General features: G+C 71.5%; 14 protein-coding genes. 1 reads left to right on the top strand and 13 read right to left on the bottom strand.

The window, feature by feature from the left end; all coding sequences use genetic code 11:
• Positions 1 to 156 precede the first annotated feature (156 nt).
• From guaA to DEI92_RS02175, 12 genes are all read right to left on the bottom strand, one after another.
• Complete coding sequence (guaA, locus tag DEI92_RS02230) at positions 157 to 1,737, bottom strand: glutamine-hydrolyzing GMP synthase (protein WP_111009767.1); 1,581 nt, start codon at positions 1,735 to 1,737, stop codon at positions 157 to 159.
• Complete coding sequence (locus tag DEI92_RS02225) at positions 1,734 to 2,186, bottom strand: DUF3817 domain-containing protein (protein ID WP_111009768.1); 453 nt, start codon at positions 2,184 to 2,186, stop codon at positions 1,734 to 1,736. Before DEI92_RS02225 ends, guaA begins: the two co-directional genes overlap by 4 nt.
• A 9-nt stretch (positions 2,187 to 2,195) precedes the next feature.
• The gene (locus DEI92_RS02220) at positions 2,196 to 3,035 is read right to left on the bottom strand and encodes an SURF1 family cytochrome oxidase biogenesis protein (protein WP_181434593.1); all 840 of its coding nucleotides are present in this window, start codon (positions 3,033 to 3,035) and stop codon (positions 2,196 to 2,198) included.
• A gap of 12 nt (positions 3,036 to 3,047) precedes the next feature.
• Complete coding sequence (locus DEI92_RS02215; protein WP_111012173.1) at positions 3,048 to 4,463, bottom strand: cation:proton antiporter; 1,416 nt, start codon at positions 4,461 to 4,463, stop codon at positions 3,048 to 3,050.
• Between the two features lie 4 nt (positions 4,464 to 4,467).
• Complete coding sequence (locus DEI92_RS02210; RefSeq protein WP_111009771.1) at positions 4,468 to 4,998, bottom strand: cation:proton antiporter regulatory subunit; 531 nt, start codon at positions 4,996 to 4,998, stop codon at positions 4,468 to 4,470.
• A 131-nt stretch (positions 4,999 to 5,129) separates the two neighbouring features.
• Complete coding sequence (locus tag DEI92_RS02205) at positions 5,130 to 6,953, bottom strand: glycerol-3-phosphate dehydrogenase/oxidase (RefSeq protein WP_111009772.1); 1,824 nt, start codon at positions 6,951 to 6,953, stop codon at positions 5,130 to 5,132.
• Positions 6,954 to 7,035: 82 nt separating this feature from the next.
• Positions 7,036 to 8,154 carry a GuaB3 family IMP dehydrogenase-related protein gene (locus DEI92_RS02200; protein WP_111009773.1) on the bottom strand — a complete coding sequence of 373 codons (1,119 nt, stop codon included), beginning with the start codon at positions 8,152 to 8,154 and terminating at the stop codon, positions 7,036 to 7,038.
• Positions 8,155 to 8,270: 116 nt separating this feature from the next.
• Positions 8,271 to 8,465, bottom strand: coding sequence for a hypothetical protein (locus DEI92_RS02195; RefSeq protein WP_111012172.1), 195 nt, complete (start codon positions 8,463 to 8,465; stop codon positions 8,271 to 8,273).
• A 147-nt stretch (positions 8,466 to 8,612) separates the two neighbouring features.
• Complete coding sequence (locus tag DEI92_RS02190) at positions 8,613 to 9,365, bottom strand: ABC transporter ATP-binding protein (protein WP_111012171.1); 753 nt, start codon at positions 9,363 to 9,365, stop codon at positions 8,613 to 8,615.
• Positions 9,362 to 10,369: an ABC transporter ATP-binding protein gene (locus DEI92_RS02185; protein ID WP_111009775.1), complete on the bottom strand. Its 1,008-nt coding sequence runs from the start codon at positions 10,367 to 10,369 to the stop codon at positions 9,362 to 9,364. The genes DEI92_RS02190 and DEI92_RS02185 overlap by 4 nt, the downstream gene beginning before the upstream one ends.
• Positions 10,362 to 11,348: a branched-chain amino acid ABC transporter permease gene (locus DEI92_RS02180; protein WP_111009776.1), complete on the bottom strand. Its 987-nt coding sequence runs from the start codon at positions 11,346 to 11,348 to the stop codon at positions 10,362 to 10,364. The genes DEI92_RS02185 and DEI92_RS02180 overlap by 8 nt, the downstream gene beginning before the upstream one ends.
• Positions 11,349 to 11,358: 10 nt before the next feature.
• The gene (locus DEI92_RS02175; protein ID WP_181434632.1) at positions 11,359 to 12,669 is read right to left on the bottom strand and encodes a branched-chain amino acid ABC transporter permease; all 1,311 of its coding nucleotides are present in this window, start codon (positions 12,667 to 12,669) and stop codon (positions 11,359 to 11,361) included.
• Positions 12,670 to 13,101: 432 nt separating this feature from the next.
• Here DEI92_RS02175 and guaB point away from each other — a divergent pair, with 432 nt between their 5' ends.
• Positions 13,102 to 14,604, top strand: a complete 1,503-nt coding sequence (gene guaB, locus DEI92_RS02170) for an IMP dehydrogenase (RefSeq protein WP_111009777.1) — start codon at positions 13,102 to 13,104, stop codon at positions 14,602 to 14,604.
• Positions 14,605 to 14,723: 119 nt separating this feature from the next.
• On the opposite strand, the gene DEI92_RS02165 is transcribed toward guaB, so the two are convergent.
• Positions 14,724 to 17,402: a LuxR C-terminal-related transcriptional regulator gene (locus tag DEI92_RS02165; protein WP_146249077.1), complete on the bottom strand. Its 2,679-nt coding sequence runs from the start codon at positions 17,400 to 17,402 to the stop codon at positions 14,724 to 14,726.
• Positions 17,403 to 17,413 lie beyond the last annotated feature (11 nt).

The following is a 17,413-nucleotide window of genomic DNA, read 5'->3' as shown; positions in this document are numbered from 1 at the left end:
CGACGCGTCCCCGTCGGCGGGGCTCTTCCGTGTCCGGGCGCCGTAGCGGAGCGGGAAGTGCGCGCACAGACGACAAGTGCGCATGCGGGCGCATGCGCACTTGTCGTCAGCGTGAGCAGACCGGCCCCGGGGCCGGGGCCCCTGGCCCGGCGGCCCCTACTCCCACTCGATGGTGCCCGGCGGCTTCGACGTGACGTCGAGCACGACGCGGTTGACGTCCCGCACCTCGTTCGTGATCCGGTTCGAGATCCGCGCGAGGACGTCGTACGGCAGGCGCGTCCAGTCCGCCGTCATGGCGTCCTCCGAGGAAACGGGGCGCAGCACGATCGGGTGCCCGTAGGTCCGCCCGTCGCCCTGCACGCCGACCGACCGGACGTCGGCGAGCAGCACCACGGGGCACTGCCAGATCTCCTGGTCGAGGCCCGCCGCGGTGAGTTCGGCGCGGACGATCGCGTCCGCCGCACGGAGCAGGTCGAGGCGGTCCTTCGTGACCTCGCCGACGATGCGGATGCCGAGGCCCGGGCCGGGGAACGGCTGCCGCCCGACGATGACCTCGGGCAGGCCGAGTTCGCGGCCGATCGCCCGGACCTCGTCCTTGAACAGGGTCCGGAGCGGCTCGACGAGCGCGAACGTCATGTCCTCGGGCAGGCCGCCGACGTTGTGGTGCGACTTGATGTTCGCGGTGCCCGTCCCGCCGCCGGACTCGACGACGTCGGGGTAGAGCGTGCCCTGCACGAGGAACCTGACCTCGCCCGCGTCGTCGTCCGCCTTCGCCTCGAGCACCAGGGCCTCGGCCGCGGACTCGAACGTCCGGATGAACTCGCGCCCGATGATCTTGCGCTTCTGCTCGGGGTCGGACACACCGGCGAGCGCGTCGAGGAACTGCTGCTCGGCGTCGATCGTGACGAGCCGGACGCCGGTCGAGGCGACGTAGTCCTCTTCCACCTGCTTCCGCTCGTCGGCGCGCAGCAGGCCGTGGTCCACGAAGACGCAGGTGAGCTGATCGCCCACGGCCTTCTGCACGAGCGCGGCGGCGACGGCGGAGTCGACACCGCCCGACAGACCGGCGATGACCCGCGCCGAGCCGACCTGCTCGCGGATCCGCTCGACCTGCTCGGCGATGACGTTGCCGGCGTTCCAGTCACCCGGCAGGCCCGCCGCCTTGTGCAGGAAGTTCTCGATGACCCGCTGGCCCTCGGCGGAGTGCTTGACCTCGGGGTGCCACTGCACGCCGTAGAGCTTGCGCTCGTCGGACCCGAAGGCCGCGACCGGGGTCGAGGAGCTCGACGCGAGGACCTCGAAGCCCTCGGGCGCGGTGCGCACGGAGTCGCCGTGGCTCATCCAGGCGGTCTGCGCCGCGGGCTGGCCGCCGAGCAGCGTGCCGCCGTCACCGACGAGCTCGACGTCGGTGGCCCCGTACTCGCGGAGGCCGGTGTTCGCGACCTCGCCGCCGAGTGACTTCGCCATCACCTGGAAGCCGTAGCAGATGCCGAGGACGGGCACACCGAGCTCCAGGATGCCCTCGTCGAGGTCGGGCGAGCCGGCCTCGTAGACACTGGACGGCCCTCCCGACAGGACGATCGCGGCGGGGTCCTTCGCCTTGATCTCGTCGGCCGTGACGGTGTGCGGCACGATCTCGCTGTAGACGTTCGCCTCGCGCACGCGACGGGCGATGAGCTGCGCGTACTGGGCGCCGAAGTCGACGACGAGGACGGGACGCTGGTCGGTCTCGCTCACCGAGCGGCCTCCTTCTGGCGCGCCTGCTGGTGCTGCGCGACGAGTTCATGGTGGGTCGCCAGCGCGATGCCCGCCATGCGGTGCTCCACGAAGAACGACAGGAACGGGACGACACCGCCGAGGGCGATGAGCAGGAAGCGCAGCGGCTTCCAGCGCATGATGCTCCACAGGCGGAAGTCGGCGAAGAGGTAGAGCACGTACAGCCAGCCGTGCGCGATGAGGATCCCGATCGACAGGTCGAACGTGCCGGGGGCCTTGCCCGAGGTGCCCTCGGGCACGAAGAAGCCGTTGCCGCCCAGCTGCATCTCGGTGTGCATCGGCGTGTACTTGAGGACCATCTCGAGCACGAGCAGCAGGAGCATGACACCCGTGATGTACGCGGAGACCCGGTACAGGCGGACCGCCCCCGGGATCTTGCGGATGTCACGCGTGCGGACGGTCAGGGCCATGGACCGATCCTACCGGTGGCCCGCGTGGGCCCCGGCGAGCAGCTGGGAGTCCTGAGCACCCGCAGAGCCGACCGGGAGGTCCGGGTCGGGATCGCGGTCGTCGTCCGGCCCGTCGTCGTCACCGGCCGCCTCGTCCTGCTCACGCTCCCAGGCGTCCTTGACGAAGCGGTACCAGAGGAACACCGCGAAGCCCGCGAAGACGACCCACTCGACCGCGTAGAAGAGGTTGAGCCAGTTGAACTGGACGTTCCGGGTGGGTGCCCGGTCGGCGATGGTGCCGAGGTGCGCCTGCGCCGCGGTCGGATGCGTGGCGACGACGTACCCGCCGTAGATGTCGCCGTCGAAGTCGTGCCACTCGTTGACGAGCGACGCCGCGGCCACCGCGCTGTGCTCGCCCTTCTGGAACGCGTCCTGGTCGGGTGACTCCGACGGGTAGTAGCGGCCCTCGACCGTGACGGTACGACCCGTGGCCGCCCGGGCACCGCCCGCGAGGGCCACCCGCCGCGCGTCCGCGTACCCGATGACGACCGGGAGACTGGCGCCCGAGCTGCTGTCGACGAAGTGCCCGACCGTCTGGAAGCGGCCACCGCCGCTGCGCCCGGTGAGCACCACCGTGTCGCCCGCGACGAAGTGCCCCCGCACGGAGACCCGCTGACCGGCGAGGTCCTCCGGCATGGAGCGCTGCGGCTTCGTGACGCGGTCGAGCACCTGCTGGTTCTCGGTCGAGGCGGGACCGACCTTCGCCGTCGCGATCGCCCGTTCGAGCTGCCACCGCCCGAGGAACGCGAACAGCGCCGCGAGGGCGAGCGCCAGGACCAGGAGACCGATCCACCGCGGTCGACGCGCCACAGCCCACATGTGTCAGTACTCCGGATCCCGCTGTCGTTCGGCGCGGACGTCGGACTGCTGCCCGGCCTGCTCCGCGTGGAGGTCGATCGGCGACGCCGGTACGGGTTCGCGGTCCTCCACGAGCACCGGCGCCTCCTCCGGTGCACCATTCTCGCGCGTCTCGCTGCCCGCTGCCTCCACGAGGGCGATCTCCTCGGCGAACATGCGATCACGCTCAGCTCGCCGCGCTTGCTCCGCCGCCGTCCGAGCACGCGCACGCCGCCGCTCCGGGCGGAGCACGAGGAGGCCGATCCGGTCGGCGTTCACGGCCAGGAGCGGACCGAGGATCGCCATCACGAGGACGTACAGCCCCGCGAACGCCGTGATCCGCGCCTCGAGGCCCGCGGCCGCCGACAGCGTCGCGAGGATGAGCGCGAACTCGCCGCGGTTGACGAGGATCACGGCGGTGTTGATGCCCGCCTGGGCGCCGAACCCGTTCATCCGCGCCACGACCTGGCCGGCGATCGCGTTGAGGACGACGGTCATGAGCACGGCGCCGAGCACCGGCCACACGACGACGCCGAACGTCGAGACGTCGAGGCCCAGACCGAAGTTGACGAAGAAGAACGCGCCGAAGACGTCCCGCATCGGGAGCGCGAGCTGTTCGATGCGGTCGCGGTACCGGGTGGCACCGCAGAGCAGGCCGATGACGAACGCGCCGATGGCGTCCGTCACGCCGAGCAGGTCTCCGAGCCCCCCGAACAGCACCGCGAGCCCGAAGAACAGCACCGTGAACAGTTCGTCGTCACGGGTGTTGAAGGCACGCGAGACGAACCTGCCGCCCGAGCGCGCGAGCGAGAACATGACGATGAGGAACCCGAACGACAGCGCCAGCTTGCCGACGACCGCCCAGATGTTCGTGTCGCCGCTGAGCACGACGGACACGATCGCCAGGTAGATGGCGATGAAGACGTCCTCGATGACCGTGACGCCGAGGATCATCGGCGTCTCGTCGTTCGCGAGGCGCCGGAGCTCGATGAGGAGCTTCGTGACGATCGCGCTCGAACTCGTCGCCGTCATCCCCGCGACGACGAGGGCCTCGCGCGTGCCCCAGCCGAGCGAGAAGCCGAACGCGAACCCGACGCCCATGTTGATCGCGACGTAGGTACCGCCGGACACGAGCAACTTGCCCGCGTTGCCGTAGAACTCCTCTTGGTCGAACTCGAGCCCGAGGTTGAACAGCAGCAGCACGAGCCCGAACGTCGCGATGAGCTCGATCGTGTGCGACTCGATGCTCAGCCCGATCCACGTGGAGTGCGGACTCGCGATGAGTCCGACCACCATGTAGATCGGGATGGCCGGCAGGCCGATGAGCTTGCCGAGACGTCCGAGGACGTAGGCGATGAGGAACAGGCCGCCGATGGTCAGCAGCTCACCACCCAGGTGCATCGCCCTATCCTCCGGGCGGGGCCTCGACGGACGCCGCCGTTAGTACACCGCTGCGGTAGTAGGCGAAGGCGCGCGCGACCTTCTCCGGGGAACCCGCGACGACGATGGTGTCGCCCGGGAACACGACGAAGTCGCCGGAGGGCGCCGGGTTCGCCGAGTCGCCACGGACGACCGCGACGACGGTGAGGCCGATGATGCCCGCGGCCGCCAGGTCGCCGAGCGGCTTGCCGGCGATGGCGTCCTCGTAGTCGACGCTGAACCAGTCGATCGACAGCCCGGGGATCTCGTCGAGCTTCGACAGGCCCTCGGTGATCCGGGTGCCGCCGAGCAGTTCGGCGAGCGTGTGGGCCTCGTCCTCACTGAGGCGGAGCGAGACCTTCTGCGCACGGTCGGCGCCGTCCGACACGTCAGCGAAGGAGATGAGGTCGGAGTGCCCCGACCGGTGCGTGATGACCCCGCACTTGCCACCGTCGTCGGTGTAGAAGCTGTGCAGTACGCCGACGCCGGGGAGCTTGACGCGATGAACGTCGACCATGGATGACTCCCTTTGTTGTCGCCCATGTTAACCGCGCACGCGCTCGCGCGATTCCCGCCGCCGCGGACCGGGAGGAGCGGGGCGCGCCCGCACCGTCCCTGCCGTCCGCCGTCCGGTCGGGGCCGCCGCCGTCAGCGCGGCTCGGTCGTCTTCTCGCCGATCACCTGCTCGTCCTCGGCGCGGCCGCCGTCCTGGCGACCCGGGCCGCCGACCTTGACGTCGTCCTCCTCGAAGCCGAACGCGATGTCGGGCGCCTCGAGCCGCACGCGGTCGGCGGAGGCGTCGTCCGGCTCGAGCTGGCTCGCCCGCTCCGCCGCGACGCGCTTGAGGTAGTTGCCCACTTCCTCCTCGGTGCGCTCGCGGTCCCAGCCCAGCACGCCCGCCATGAGCCGCGCGGCCACGGGTGCGGCCGACTCGCCGCGGTCCCACGCCTCGATCGAGATGCGCGTCCGCCGGGCGAGGACGTCCTCGAGGTGCAGGGCGCTCTCGTGGCTCGCCGCGTACACGACCTCGGCGCCGATGTAGTCGTCGGCCCCCGGCAGCGGCTCGGCGAGCGTCGGGTCCTCGCTGACGAGCCGGAGGACCTCGTCGGCGAGGGTGCCGTACCGGTTGAGCAGGTGCTCGAGCCGGACCTTGTGCAGCCCGTACGCCCGGGCCGTCCTGCCGCGCCGGTTCCACGCGGCCGGGTAGCCCTCGGCGCCGAGCAGCGGGATCTCGTCCGTGATCGACTCCGGGATCCGGCCGTCGAGCGCGGCGACGGCCTCGTCGATCGCGTCCTTCGCCATCACGCGGTAGGTCGTCCACTTGCCGCCCGCGACGACGACGAGCCCGGGCACGGTGTGCGCGACGATGTGCTCGCGGGACAGCTTCGACGTCTGGTCGGACTCGCCCGCGAGCAAGGGGCGGAGTCCGGCGTAGACGCCCTCGACGTCCTCGCGCGTCAGCGGCACCGCGAGGACCTGGTTGACGTGCTCGAGGATGTAGTCGATGTCCGCAGCGGTCGCGGCGGGGTGCGCCTTGTCGAGGTCCCAGTCGGTGTCCGTCGTGCCCACGAGCCAGTGCCGGCCCCACGGGATCACGAACAGCACGCTCTTCTCGGTGCGCAGGATCATGCCCATGGTCGACTGGAACCGGTCACGCGGGATCACGAGGTGCACGCCCTTCGAGGCGCGGACCTTGAACTGGCCTCGCTCCCCCACCATCGCCTGGGTGTCGTCCGTCCACACGCCCGTCGCGTTGACGACCTGCTTCGCGCGGATGTCGAACCGCTCACCGGTCTGGATGTCGTGCGCCTTCGCCCCCACGACGCGCTCGCCGACCTTGACGAAGCCCTCGATCCGCACCCGACTGGCGGCGTGAGCGCCGTACGCCGCTGCGGTGCGGGCGAGGGACGCGACGTACCGCGCGTCGTCGACCTGGGCGTCGTAGTAGGTCATCCCGCCGACGAGGGCGTCCTTCGCGAGGCTCGGGATCGCACGCATCACCTGGCGCTTCGACAGGTGCCGGTGGTGCGGGACGCCCGGGGGTCGCCCGCCACTCCAGCTGAATGCGTCGTACATCGCCATGCCGATGCCGATGTAGAACCGCTCCCAGACCCGGTGGTTGAGCGGGTAGAGGAACTTCACGGGCTTGACGAGGTGTGGGGCGAGTCGCTGCAGGAGCAGGCCGCGCTCGATGAGGGCCTCGCGGACGAGCGCGAAGTTGAGCTGTTCCAGGTACCGGATCCCGCCGTGCACGAGCTTCGACGAGCGGCTGGAGGTCCCCGATCCCCAGTCCCGGGCCTCGACGATGCCGACACTCAGCCCGCGCGTGACGGCGTCGAGCGCGCTCCCCGTGCCGACGATGCCGCCCCCGATGACGAGCACGTCGAGTTCGCGTGACTTCAGGGCCTGGATGGCCGCCGCACGTTCCTCCGGACCGATCTTGTTCGAGTTCGAGACCGTCGTCCTGGCCATGTCCGCCTCCGTACCGCGTGGACGGCCACGCCGGCGACGCAGCCCGCGGCGCCGGGCTCCGGACGACCGCCGAGCGGGCGGGTCAGGCGTGGTACGGCGCCACGACCACTTCTACTCGCTGGAACTCCTTGACGTCGGAGTATCCGGTGGTGGCCATCGACCGGCGGAGTGCGCCGACCAGGTTCGCCCGGCCCTCGCTCGTCGGGGTCGGGCCGGCGAGGACGTCCTCGAGCGGCGCGATCGAGCCGACGTGCATCCGGCGTCCGCGCGGGAGCTCGGGGTGGTGCGCCTCGGCGCCCCAGTGGTAGCCGCCGCCCGGGGCGTCCGTGGCGCGCGCGAGCGCCGTGCCGAGCATGACGGCGTCGGCACCGACCGCGATCGCCTTGACGATGTCGCCCGAGGTGTCGAGCCCACCGTCGGCGATGACGTGCACGTAGCGGCCGCCGGACTCGTCGAGGTAGTCGCGCCGGGCACCGGCGACGTCCGCCACCGCGGTGGCCATGGGCGCGTGGATGCCGAGCGCCGCGCGTGTCGTCGATGCCGCACCGCCGCCGAAGCCGACGAGGACCCCCGCGGCGCCCGTCCGCATGAGGTGCAACGCGGCCGTGTACGTCGACGCGCCGCCCACGATCACGGGCACGTCGAGCTCGTAGATGAACTCCTTGAGGTTCAGCGGCTCCTGGTTCTGGGACACGTGCTCCGCCGACACGGTGGTGCCCCGGATCACGAAGAGGTCGACACCGGCGTCGACGACGGTCTGGTACAGCTCCTGCGTGCGCTGCGGGCTCAGCGCGCCGGCGACCGGCACGCCCGCGGCGCGGATCTCGGCGAGGCGGGCGGTCACGAGCTCGGGCTTGATCGGCTCGGCGTAGATCTGCTGCATGCGGGCCGTGACGTCGCCGTCGGCGAGCTCGCGGATCTCGGCGAGGTACGGCTCCGGGTCCTCGTACCGGGTCCAGAGGCCCTCGAGGTCGAGGACACCGAGCATGCCGAGGCGGCCCATGTGCACCGCGGTCGCGGGCGAGACCACCGAGTCCATGGGCGCTGCGATGATCGGCGCGTCGAAGGTGAAGGCGTCGATCGACCACTGCACGGACACGTCGCGCGGGTCGCGCGTGCGCCGCGAGGGCACCACCGCGATGTCGTCGAAGGCGTACGCCCGTCGTCCGCGCTTGCCGGCCCCGATCTCGACTTCAGTCACCGGGTCAGACTAGCGGGCCGGGCCGACCCGGGAACGGGCCGGCCGGACGGTGCGCACCGGTCCGCGAGCGACGCGTCGGGCACGGCCGGGAGGCACGGCACCGGCCGCCGCGCGCGTCACCGACGCGAGCGGCGGAGCAGCCGGAGCGTCAGCCCGAGTCCGACGGCGAGGACGAGGAGCACGACGACGAGCACCGCGAACACCTTGAGCACGAGGGCCGCGCCGACGAAGAGCAGGGCGAACACGACCCACACCACGCCGTCGAGGACGGGGCGGTGTTCGGGAGCGGGGCGGCGGCCGGACGTGGGCACGGACCCGACGCTAGCAGCGGGGCGGGCGCGGTCCGGGCCTCCCGGGCGTGGTGCCGGGGGGCGGGAGGACCGCACGGCGCTCGCGCGACCTCGTCCGGCCCTCCCGGCGGATGCCGCCCCCACGGCGGCACCCGCGGTCGGCGCGGCCTACCCGGCGGCGTCGACGTCCTTCGCGAGGGTACCGAGGTACAGCTCGATCACCTTCGGGTCGTCCGCGAGCGCACGGCCGGTGCCCGAGTAGGCGTTGCGTCCCTGGTCGAGGACGTACGCCCGGTCGCAGATCTGCAGGCAGCGGCGGGCGTTCTGCTCGACCATGACGATCGAGACGCCCGCCTTGTTGATCCGTCGGGTGCGGATGAACGTCTCGTCCTGCCGCACCGGCGACAGCCCGGCGCTCGGTTCGTCGAGCAGGAGCACCTTCGGGTCCATCATGAGGGCGCGGGCCATGGCCACCGACTGTCGCTCGCCGCCGGACAGCGATCCGGCCCGCTGACCCCGTCGCTGGCCGAGGACGGGGAACAGGTCGTAGACCACCTCGAGCCGTTCGGCGAACTTCCGTGGCCGCAGGTACATCCCCATCTGCAGGTTCTCCTGGATCGACAGTGACGGGAACACGTTGTTCGTCTGCGGGACGAACCCGATCCCGGCCCGCACGAGCTTGTCGGCCCGGTGGTTCGTGATGTCCTCGCCCTCGAGGGTCACGCTGCCGCTCCGGACCGTCACGAGCCCGAACAGCGCCTTGAGGAGCGTCGACTTGCCGGCGCCGTTCGGGCCGATGATGCCGATGAGCTCCCCCGGCGCGCACACGAGGTCGCAGCCGTTCAGGATGTCGACGCCCGGCAGGTAGCCGGCCACGACGTTCTCGGCCCGCAGCACGGGCTCCCCGATGGTGGCGGTCATCGCGTGGTTCCTCCGATGTGGTCGCTCGCGGTCGGCGGCGCCGGGTGGTCCTGGTCGTGGGCGGCGTCCTCGGCCGCGACCTCCTGCTCGAGCTCGTCGAGCGTCTCGTCGCTGAGGAGCGCGTCGTCACCGAGGTCCGTGTCGTGGTGCGCGCCGAGGTAGGCGTCGATCACGGCCTGGTCCTCCATCACGCTGGCCGCGGGCCCCTCGGCGACCACGCGCCCCTCGGCCATCACGACGACCCAGTCCGAGATGTGCCGGACCATGTGCATGTCGTGCTCGACGAACAGGACGGTCATGCCGTCGTCGCGGAGGCCCTGGATGTGCCCGAGCAGACTCTGGGTGAGCGCGGGGTTCACACCCGCCATCGGCTCGTCGAGCATGATCATCGTCGGATCGGACATGAGCGCCCGCGCCATCTCGAGCAGCTTCCGCTGCCCACCGGACAACGACCCGGCGTAGTCGTCCTGCTTGTCGAGGAGCGAGAAGCGGGCGAGCAGCTCGCGCGCCTTCTCGGTGATCTCGGCCTCCCGCTTGGCCCAAAGCGGCTTGACGAGGGCCGTGAAGAACCGCTCACCGGGCTGGTCCGTGGCGCCGAGCAGCATGTTCTGCAGCACCGTGAGCCGGGACAGCGCCTTCGTGAGCTGGAACGTCCGCACCATGCCGGCGCGGGCCACCGCGGCCGCGCCGACCGAGCCGAGCGGACGTCCGTCGAACTCCCACGCCGCGTCCTCCGGGCGCCGCCGGGCGAGGGCGCGCGGCGCGGAGCTCGGCTTGTCGAAGCCCGTGAGCAGGTTGAAGAAGGTGGTCTTGCCAGCGCCGTTCGGTCCGATGAGGGCCGTGATCGCGCCGCGCTGCACCTCGAGGTGGTCGACGTCCACCGCCGTCATCCCACCGAACCGCCGCGTGATGCGATCGACGCGGAGCACGGGGTCGGGCTTGGCGGAACCGGGCGCGTGCGGGACGTCCCGGAGGGCGACGGCCGCGGTCGTGGGGTCAGACACTGAACGTCAGCTCCTTCTTGTTCCCGAGGAGTCCCTGCGGGCGGAACACGATGAGCAGCATGAGCGCGACCCCGACGAGGACGTACGAGAACTGCTCGGCCTGCTGCGTGTTCATGATCGAGTTCGGGATGACGTCGCTCGCGAGCGTGCGGATGGCGAGCCGGACGACGAAGAACAGGACCGAACCGAGCACGGGGCCGAAGACCGTCGCCGCCCCGCCGAGGATGAGTGCGGTCCAGATGAAGAAGGTCATCGAGCGGCCCATCGCGTCCGGCTGCACGGACGACGGCAAGACGTACACGATGCCGGCGAGCGCACCGATCACCCCGCCGAGCACGAGCGCCTGCATCTTGTACGAGTACACGTTCTTGCCGAGGGAGCGGACGGCGTCCTCGTCCTCGCGGATCGCCTTGAGGACGCGCCCCCACGGACTCCGCGTGAGCGCGAACAGCATCAGGGACAACAGAGCGACGAGGCCCCAACCGACGATGCGGATCCACCAGCCGTTGACGCCGTTGTTCGTGAAGTCGAACCAGAGGATCCGGGTGCTGCCCTCGGGCAGGAACGACAGCGCGTTGAACGAGTCGCGGTAGCTCGACCCGGTGAGGCCGTTCGACCCGCCCGTGACCGTCGTCAGGAGGCTGGAACGCCCCACCATCCGGATGATCTCGGCGCCCGAGATCGTGACGATCGCGAGGTAGTCCCCCCGCAACCGGAGCGTCGGGATGCCGAGGACGACCGCGAACACGATCGCCGTGAGCAGTGCGATGACGATCGCCAGTCCCACGGGCACGCCGTGGATGACCGCGATCGCGTACCCGTACGCGCCGAGCAACAGGAACGCGGCCTGTCCCATGTTGACCAGTCCGGTGAGCCCGAAGTGGATGTTGAGGCCGATCGCGGCGATGGCGAACGCCGCCGTGGTGGGCGCGATCGCCTCGGCCGAGAGCGACGTGAGCAGGCTGACGAGGTAGTCCATGGTCCGTTCCCTAACCGATCCGTTCGGCGCGTCCGAAGATGCCCTGCGGCCGGAGCAGCAGCACGAGGATGAGGATGACGAGCGCGGTGGCGTACTTGAAGTCGCCGGGCAGCACGAGGTTCGTGAGTTCCACGACGATGCCGATCACCATCGAGCCGACGAGCGCGCCGTACGCCGTGCCGAGGCCGCCGAGCGTGACCGCCGCGAACATGAGGAGCAGCAGCTGCAGCCCGGTCTGCCAGTTCACCCCGTTGAGGACGAGCCCGAGCATGACGCCCGAGAGGCCGGCGAGGCCCGCGGCGAGGGTCCACACGAAGCGGATCACCCGGTCCACGTCGATGCCGGACGCCGCCGCGAGTGCGGGGTTGTCGGACACCGCGCGGGTGGCCCGGCCGAGGCGGGTCCGGACGAGGAACAGGCCGGTCCCGACCAGCACGAGCACCGCGATGCCCATCGCGACGTACGACTGCACGGTCAGCGTCACGCCGGCGAAGTCGACCGTGCGCGGGTTGCCCTGCTGAATCCGCACCGTCGCCGCCCCGAAGAAGTACTGGAACGCGTACTGGAGCGCGATCGACAGTCCGATCGTCACGATCATGAGCTGCGTCAGGCTGATCCGCCGCCGTCGGAGGGGGCGCCAGATCACGGCGTCCTGCAGGTACCCGGTCGCCGCGCAGAGCACGACCACGATGATCCCCGCGAGCCAGATGTCGAACCCCAGGACGTTCGCGAACAGGTAGGCGAGGAGCCCGCCGAGCGTGACCTGCTCGCCGTGCGAGAAGCTCGAGAGCCCGGTGGTGCCGTAGATGAGCGAGAGGCCGACCGACGCGAGCGCGATGAGCAGCCCGAGGCGGATGCCGGATGCGAGCTGCTGCCAGGTCCGACCCCAGGTGACGCCCGAACCGTCGTCGAGGCTCGCGCTCGTCGCGCCCTTGACGGTGGTCAGCTGGAAGATCGTGCCGGCGTTCGACCCGACCGTGGCCTGCACGGGGCGCGCGTCCTGCTGCGCGTCGGCCAGGTACTGCCCCTGGGGCAGGGTCGTCTGGTCGAGGGAGACCCGGTACCGGCCCGACGTCGTGATGCGGACGGACCAGCGACCGTCGTCCTCCGTCGTGGAGGTCTCGGCGAACCCACCGGGTCCCATGACCCGGACCTCCGCTCCCCGGACCGGCTCGCGGTCCGAGTCGAGGATCGTGCCCTGGATGCAGCCGTTCGCGTCGCTCACCGTGCAGGTCGCCGCCGTGGCCGCGACCGCGCGCGGCGCGGACGCCCACTGGAGGCCCACGACCGCGGCGAGCGACAGCAGTGCGGCGAGGAGCAGGACGACCGGGCGGTGCCGGCCCACCCGGGTGCGGGGACGGCGCGTGTGCGGCGCCGTGCCCGTCGACGTCGTGGAACCCACTGAGCCTCCCTCTCGGACCGTCGGACGTCGACGGTTCCGGCACGACCTCCGTCCGATCGGGCGGTCCGTGCGGTTGCGCCGACAGTACGGAGCGTTTGTGTCACCTGTGTTTCCATCAGGTTCCCTGCGTGCTTCGTCACGGAACCGTGATGATGCACAGGAGCGCGAGTGGTGACCCAGCGTCCGCTCAGCCGAACCCGGGCGGACCGCTCAGGTCCTGCCTCCCACCCGGTCGGACGGCGCCCGGCTGCGGGAATGGCGGGCCCACGCGCCCGCGTTACCATGTCCCATCCGGTACCCGACGTCGTGGCCGGAGCACCTGCAGCCAGCCCGGAACGACGAGAGGGACCCATGGACCAGCCGGATCCGTTCGGATTCATCGGACTCACCTACGACGACGTCATGCTGCTCCCCGGGCACACCGACGTCATCCCGAGCGAGGCGTCGACCCGCTCGCGCCTCACCAAGCGCATCGAGGTGGCCGTACCGCTCCTGTCGGCGGCCATGGACACCGTGACCGAGGAGCGCATGGCGATCGCGATGGCCCGCCAGGGCGGGATCGGCATCCTGCACCGCAACCTGTCGATCGCCGACCAGGCGGCTGCCGTCGACAAGGTCAAGCGGAGCGAGTCGGGCATGATCACGAACCCGGTGACCACGCGGCCCGACGCCACCGTCGCCGAGGTCGACGCACTCTGCGGGCAGTTCCGCGTCTCGGGACTCCCGGTCGTGGAGTCCGACGGCACGCTCGTCGGCATCATCACCAACCGCGACATGCGCTTCGTCGCGCCGTTCGAGCAGAGCACGACACTCGTCCGTGACGTCATGACCAAGGCGCCCCTCATCACCGCGCCCGAGGGCATCGACCCCGAGGCGGCGGTCGCGATCTTCGCCCAGCACAAGATCGAGAAGCTCCCGCTCGTCGACGCGTCCGGCCGGCTCCGCGGGCTCATCACGGTCAAGGACTTCGACAAGAGCGAGAAGTACCCGGACGCCACGAAGGACGCCGAGGGCCGCCTGCGCGTCGGTGCCGCGATCGGCTTCTTCGGCGATGCCTGGCAGCGGGCGACGGCACTGCTCGAGGCGGGCGTCGACGTGCTCGTCGTCGACACCGCGAACGGCGAGAGCGAGGGCGTCCTCGACATGGTGCGCCGGCTCAAGGCGGACCCGGCGTTCGCGGGGGTCGACGTGATCGGCGGCAACGTCGCGACCCGCGCGGGCGCGCAGGCGCTCATCGACGCCGGTGTCGACGCGGTCAAGGTCGGCGTCGGTCCGGGCTCCATCTGCACGACGCGCGTCGTCGCGGGCGTGGGGGTGCCCCAGGTCACGGCCGTGTACGAGGCCTCACTGGCCGCGCGCGAGGCAGGAGTGCCGGTGATCGCGGACGGCGGCCTGCAGTACTCGGGCGACATCGCCAAGGCGCTCGTCGCGGGGGCCGACACGGTCATGCTCGGTTCGCTGCTCGCCGGCTGCGACGAGTCCCCCGGGGACCTCGTGTTCGTGGGCGGCAAGCAGTTCAAGACGTACCGCGGCATGGGGTCGCTCGGCGCGTTGCAGACCCGCGGCAAGAAGACCTCGTACTCGAAGGACCGCTACTTCCAGGCGGACGTCCCCTCGGACGACAAGCTCATCCCCGAGGGGATCGAGGGCCAGGTGCCCTACCGCGGCGCCCTCGGCAACGTGGTCTACCAGCTCGTGGGCGGCCTCCGGCAGTCCATGTTCTACGTCGGCGGTCGCACGGTGCCCGAGCTCAAGGCCCGCGGCAAGTTCGTCCGGATCACCGCGGCGGGGCTCAAGGAGTCGCACCCGCACGACGTCCAGATGGTCGTCGAGGCGCCGAACTACCGCGGCTGACACGGCTTCCCCGTGGACGGGCCCGTCGACTCCGGTCGGCGGGCCCGTCGCCGTTCCGCGGGCCCGCCGCCGTTCCGCGGCCCACGCGCGGTCGCTGGTGCGGGGAGGGTGGCCCGGCCCTAGACGTCGGCCCGTTGCCCCTCCGGCGCTCCCATGAGGTGCCACTCGTACGCGACCCGCACGGCCTCCGCACGGGAGCCGACGCCGAGCTTGCGGTAGATGCTCCGCACCTGCGTCTTCACGGTGTTCGGCGACACCCCCAGGTCGGTGGCGATGTCCTCGATGGAGCCCTGTGCCCGGAGCCGCGTGAGCACGACCCCCTCGCGGCGGGTCAGCCGCGGCACCGTGAGGTCGCTCGAGTACACCGACGGGGCGTCCGCGAGCACCGGCCGGAGGTGCGGGGCCACCTGGTCGAACAACCCCTCGAGTTCGTCGCGTGGGACGAGCCACCACGGGGTGGACAGGCCCCGCGCGCTGCTCACCGTCGCCGCCTCGTCGAGCGACGTCCGCGCGGCGTCGAGGTCGCCGAGCCGGCAGGACGCGACCGCGCGGACGACGTGGAGCTCGGTCCGGGTCCGGGGGCTCGGGTTGCTCCGCCACATGAGCCGGTCGGCGAAGAGACGGGCATGTGGCGCGTTGCCCGCGAGGAGCAGCGCGCGCGCCTGGGCGCCGGCGACGCTCTCGCGCCCGTCGAGGAACGGGCGGAGGCCGGCGAGCGCGGCCTTCGCCTGCCGCGCGAGCAGCAGCAGGTCGGACTTGAGGACGTGCATGAGCCCCTGGTGGTGGTTGCTCAGGGCGTCACGGCCGTAGTGGCCCTCGGCGTCGCGGATCACCCCGAACCCTCCGAGGCCGTCGCCCTGGAGCAACAGTCGGAAGGCGCGGAGGTGCACGACGAGCGGCCAGTCCTCGAGGTCGTACGGCAGGGTGTCGAGCACCCGCATGTGCCGGTCGACCGTCGGGAGGTCCCAGGTCTCGAGTGCGGCGAGGGCGGCGGCGACGTGGACGGGGACCGCCCACACGCTGTGCCGCCACGGGAACCAGCTGCCGTCGCGCATCGCGAGGGTCACGAGTTCCCGACCACGCCGGACGTCCCCGCGCAGGACGTGCAGGTAGGCGGAGTAGCCCATCGCCTGGATGCGCAGGTGCGGGTCCTCGTTCGAGCGGGCGAGCGGCGCGAAGTGCTGCAGGGCCTCCTCGTGGCTGCCGTCGTGCAGGTGCGTGATGCCGACCTGCATGTGGCCGTCCGCGCTCAGGCGCACGCCCGCTGCCGGCGTGGTGCGCATCGCCGTGAGCAGGTCCGGCAGGGACCGGGCGACCGCGAGGGCCCGTCCGAAGCTCCCGGCGCGGCGGAGGGACACGACGCGGAGGACCGAGTCGCGGACGCTCTCCGCTCCGACGTCGGACTTCAACCGCTCGCGCGCCGCGGCGTCGGCCCGGGCGAAGGCCGCGGCCGGCACCGCCGTCCGCCCGCCGTCGTCGGCGAAGTGCATGGCCGCCTGCAGGTGGAGGAGCCAGGGGTCCGTCTCCATGTGGTCACGCGGCACGACGGCGAGGATCGCCACGAGTTCGGCGTGGTGGTCGCGGCACAGCACCGCGTAGTGCTGTCGCGTCAGCGCGGCCAGGTACGGCCAGTCCTGCGCGGCGGCGGCGAGGCCAACAGCCTCCCGGATCTCGCCCTCCCCCTCGAGCAGACGCGCTCCGGCGGCCGCGATGTCGGGCATGGAACGGTCCTCCTGCAGGGCCAGCTGCTCCGTGAGGACGCGCTTGACGACGGGGGTGAGCGTGAAGCGGGAGCGACCGCGCACGCGGGTCCACGCGCCGAGCCCGGCTCGTTCCGCCACGTCGAGGAGTTGCGCGACCTGCGCCGCGTCGCCCTCGTCGCGGACGAGCATGTCCTTGTTCATGAACGGGAGGACCGCGCCGGTGACGATCGCCGGCCACGACGCCGTCCCCCGCAGCCCCGACGTCAACTCGTCGACGATCTCGACGGCGATGCGGCGGACGACGGGCTCGAGCTCGTCGCGGTGCCACACCCGGTGCGGTTCGAGCGCGAGCTGGTTCGTCAGCCGCTGCACCGCGGTCGGCCAGCCGGACAGCCGCTCGTGCACCATCGTGATGGCGGGGCTGTCGAACGCGACACCGCGGAGCGTCAGGACCGCCGCGGTCTCCTGCTGGGTGAAGAGCAGGCCGGACGTGTCGAGGACCTCGACGTCGAACCGGGCCGCGACCGCACTCCCCTCGAACGCCGTGCTGCGCCGCGACACGACCACGACCATGCAGCGGGTGCGTTCGAGCAGCCAGGCGACGTCGTCCTCCACCGCCGCCGCGATCCCGGCGTCGCGGAGCCGGTCGAACTCGTCGAGCACGATGACCTCGTCGCCGTCGAGTCGGGTGAGCAACGCCGCCACGACCTCCTCGTCCGGCGCGTCATCGCGGTCGGGGTGCTCGGGCTGCGATCCGTCCGCTTCCCGTCGGAGCTGGGCGACCACGCTCCGCCACAACCCGCACCGTGTGTCGGTCTCGCGGGCGCCGTGCCACGCGACGCGTCGTCCGCCCTCGGTGACCTCGCGGTCGACCCAGTCCGCCACCACGGTGGTCTTCCCGGTCCCGGCCGGACCACGGACGCACACGATCTGCGCGCGAGCGGCGTCGTCGAGCGCCTCGAGCCACCGCGGCCGACGCAGCTGGAATCGGCGCGGTCGCGGGTAGCCCGGCCGCGGTGTCCGACCACCTCCGCCTCGCGCCCGGGCGACGTCCGCCGCCTGTTCCGTCCCGACCGAGGTCAGCATCTCTTCCATACGCGTTCGCT

Source organism: Curtobacterium sp. MCBD17_034, assembly GCF_003234515.1.
Lineage (GTDB): Bacteria > Actinomycetota > Actinomycetes > Actinomycetales > Microbacteriaceae > Curtobacterium.
This window is presented reverse-complemented; position numbering and strand designations above follow the sequence as displayed.

Coding starts and splice junctions, on each gene's coding strand:
- DEI92_RS02225 (WP_111009768.1), bottom strand. CDS start 2,186: ATGGCCCTGACCGTCCGCACGCGTGACATCCGCAAGATCCCGGGGGCG.
- DEI92_RS02215 (WP_111012173.1), bottom strand. CDS start 4,463: ATGCACCTGGGTGGTGAGCTGCTGACCATCGGCGGCCTGTTCCTCATC.
- DEI92_RS02210 (WP_111009771.1), bottom strand. CDS start 4,998: ATGGTCGACGTTCATCGCGTCAAGCTCCCCGGCGTCGGCGTACTGCAC.
- DEI92_RS02205 (WP_111009772.1), bottom strand. CDS start 6,953: ATGGCCAGGACGACGGTCTCGAACTCGAACAAGATCGGTCCGGAGGAA.
- DEI92_RS02190 (WP_111012171.1), bottom strand. CDS start 9,365: ATGACCGCCACCATCGGGGAGCCCGTGCTGCGGGCCGAGAACGTCGTG.
- DEI92_RS02180 (WP_111009776.1), bottom strand. CDS start 11,348: ATGGACTACCTCGTCAGCCTGCTCACGTCGCTCTCGGCCGAGGCGATC.
- guaB (WP_111009777.1), top strand. CDS start 13,102: ATGGACCAGCCGGATCCGTTCGGATTCATCGGACTCACCTACGACGAC.
- DEI92_RS02165 (WP_146249077.1), bottom strand. CDS start 17,402: ATGGAAGAGATGCTGACCTCGGTCGGGACGGAACAGGCGGCGGACGTC.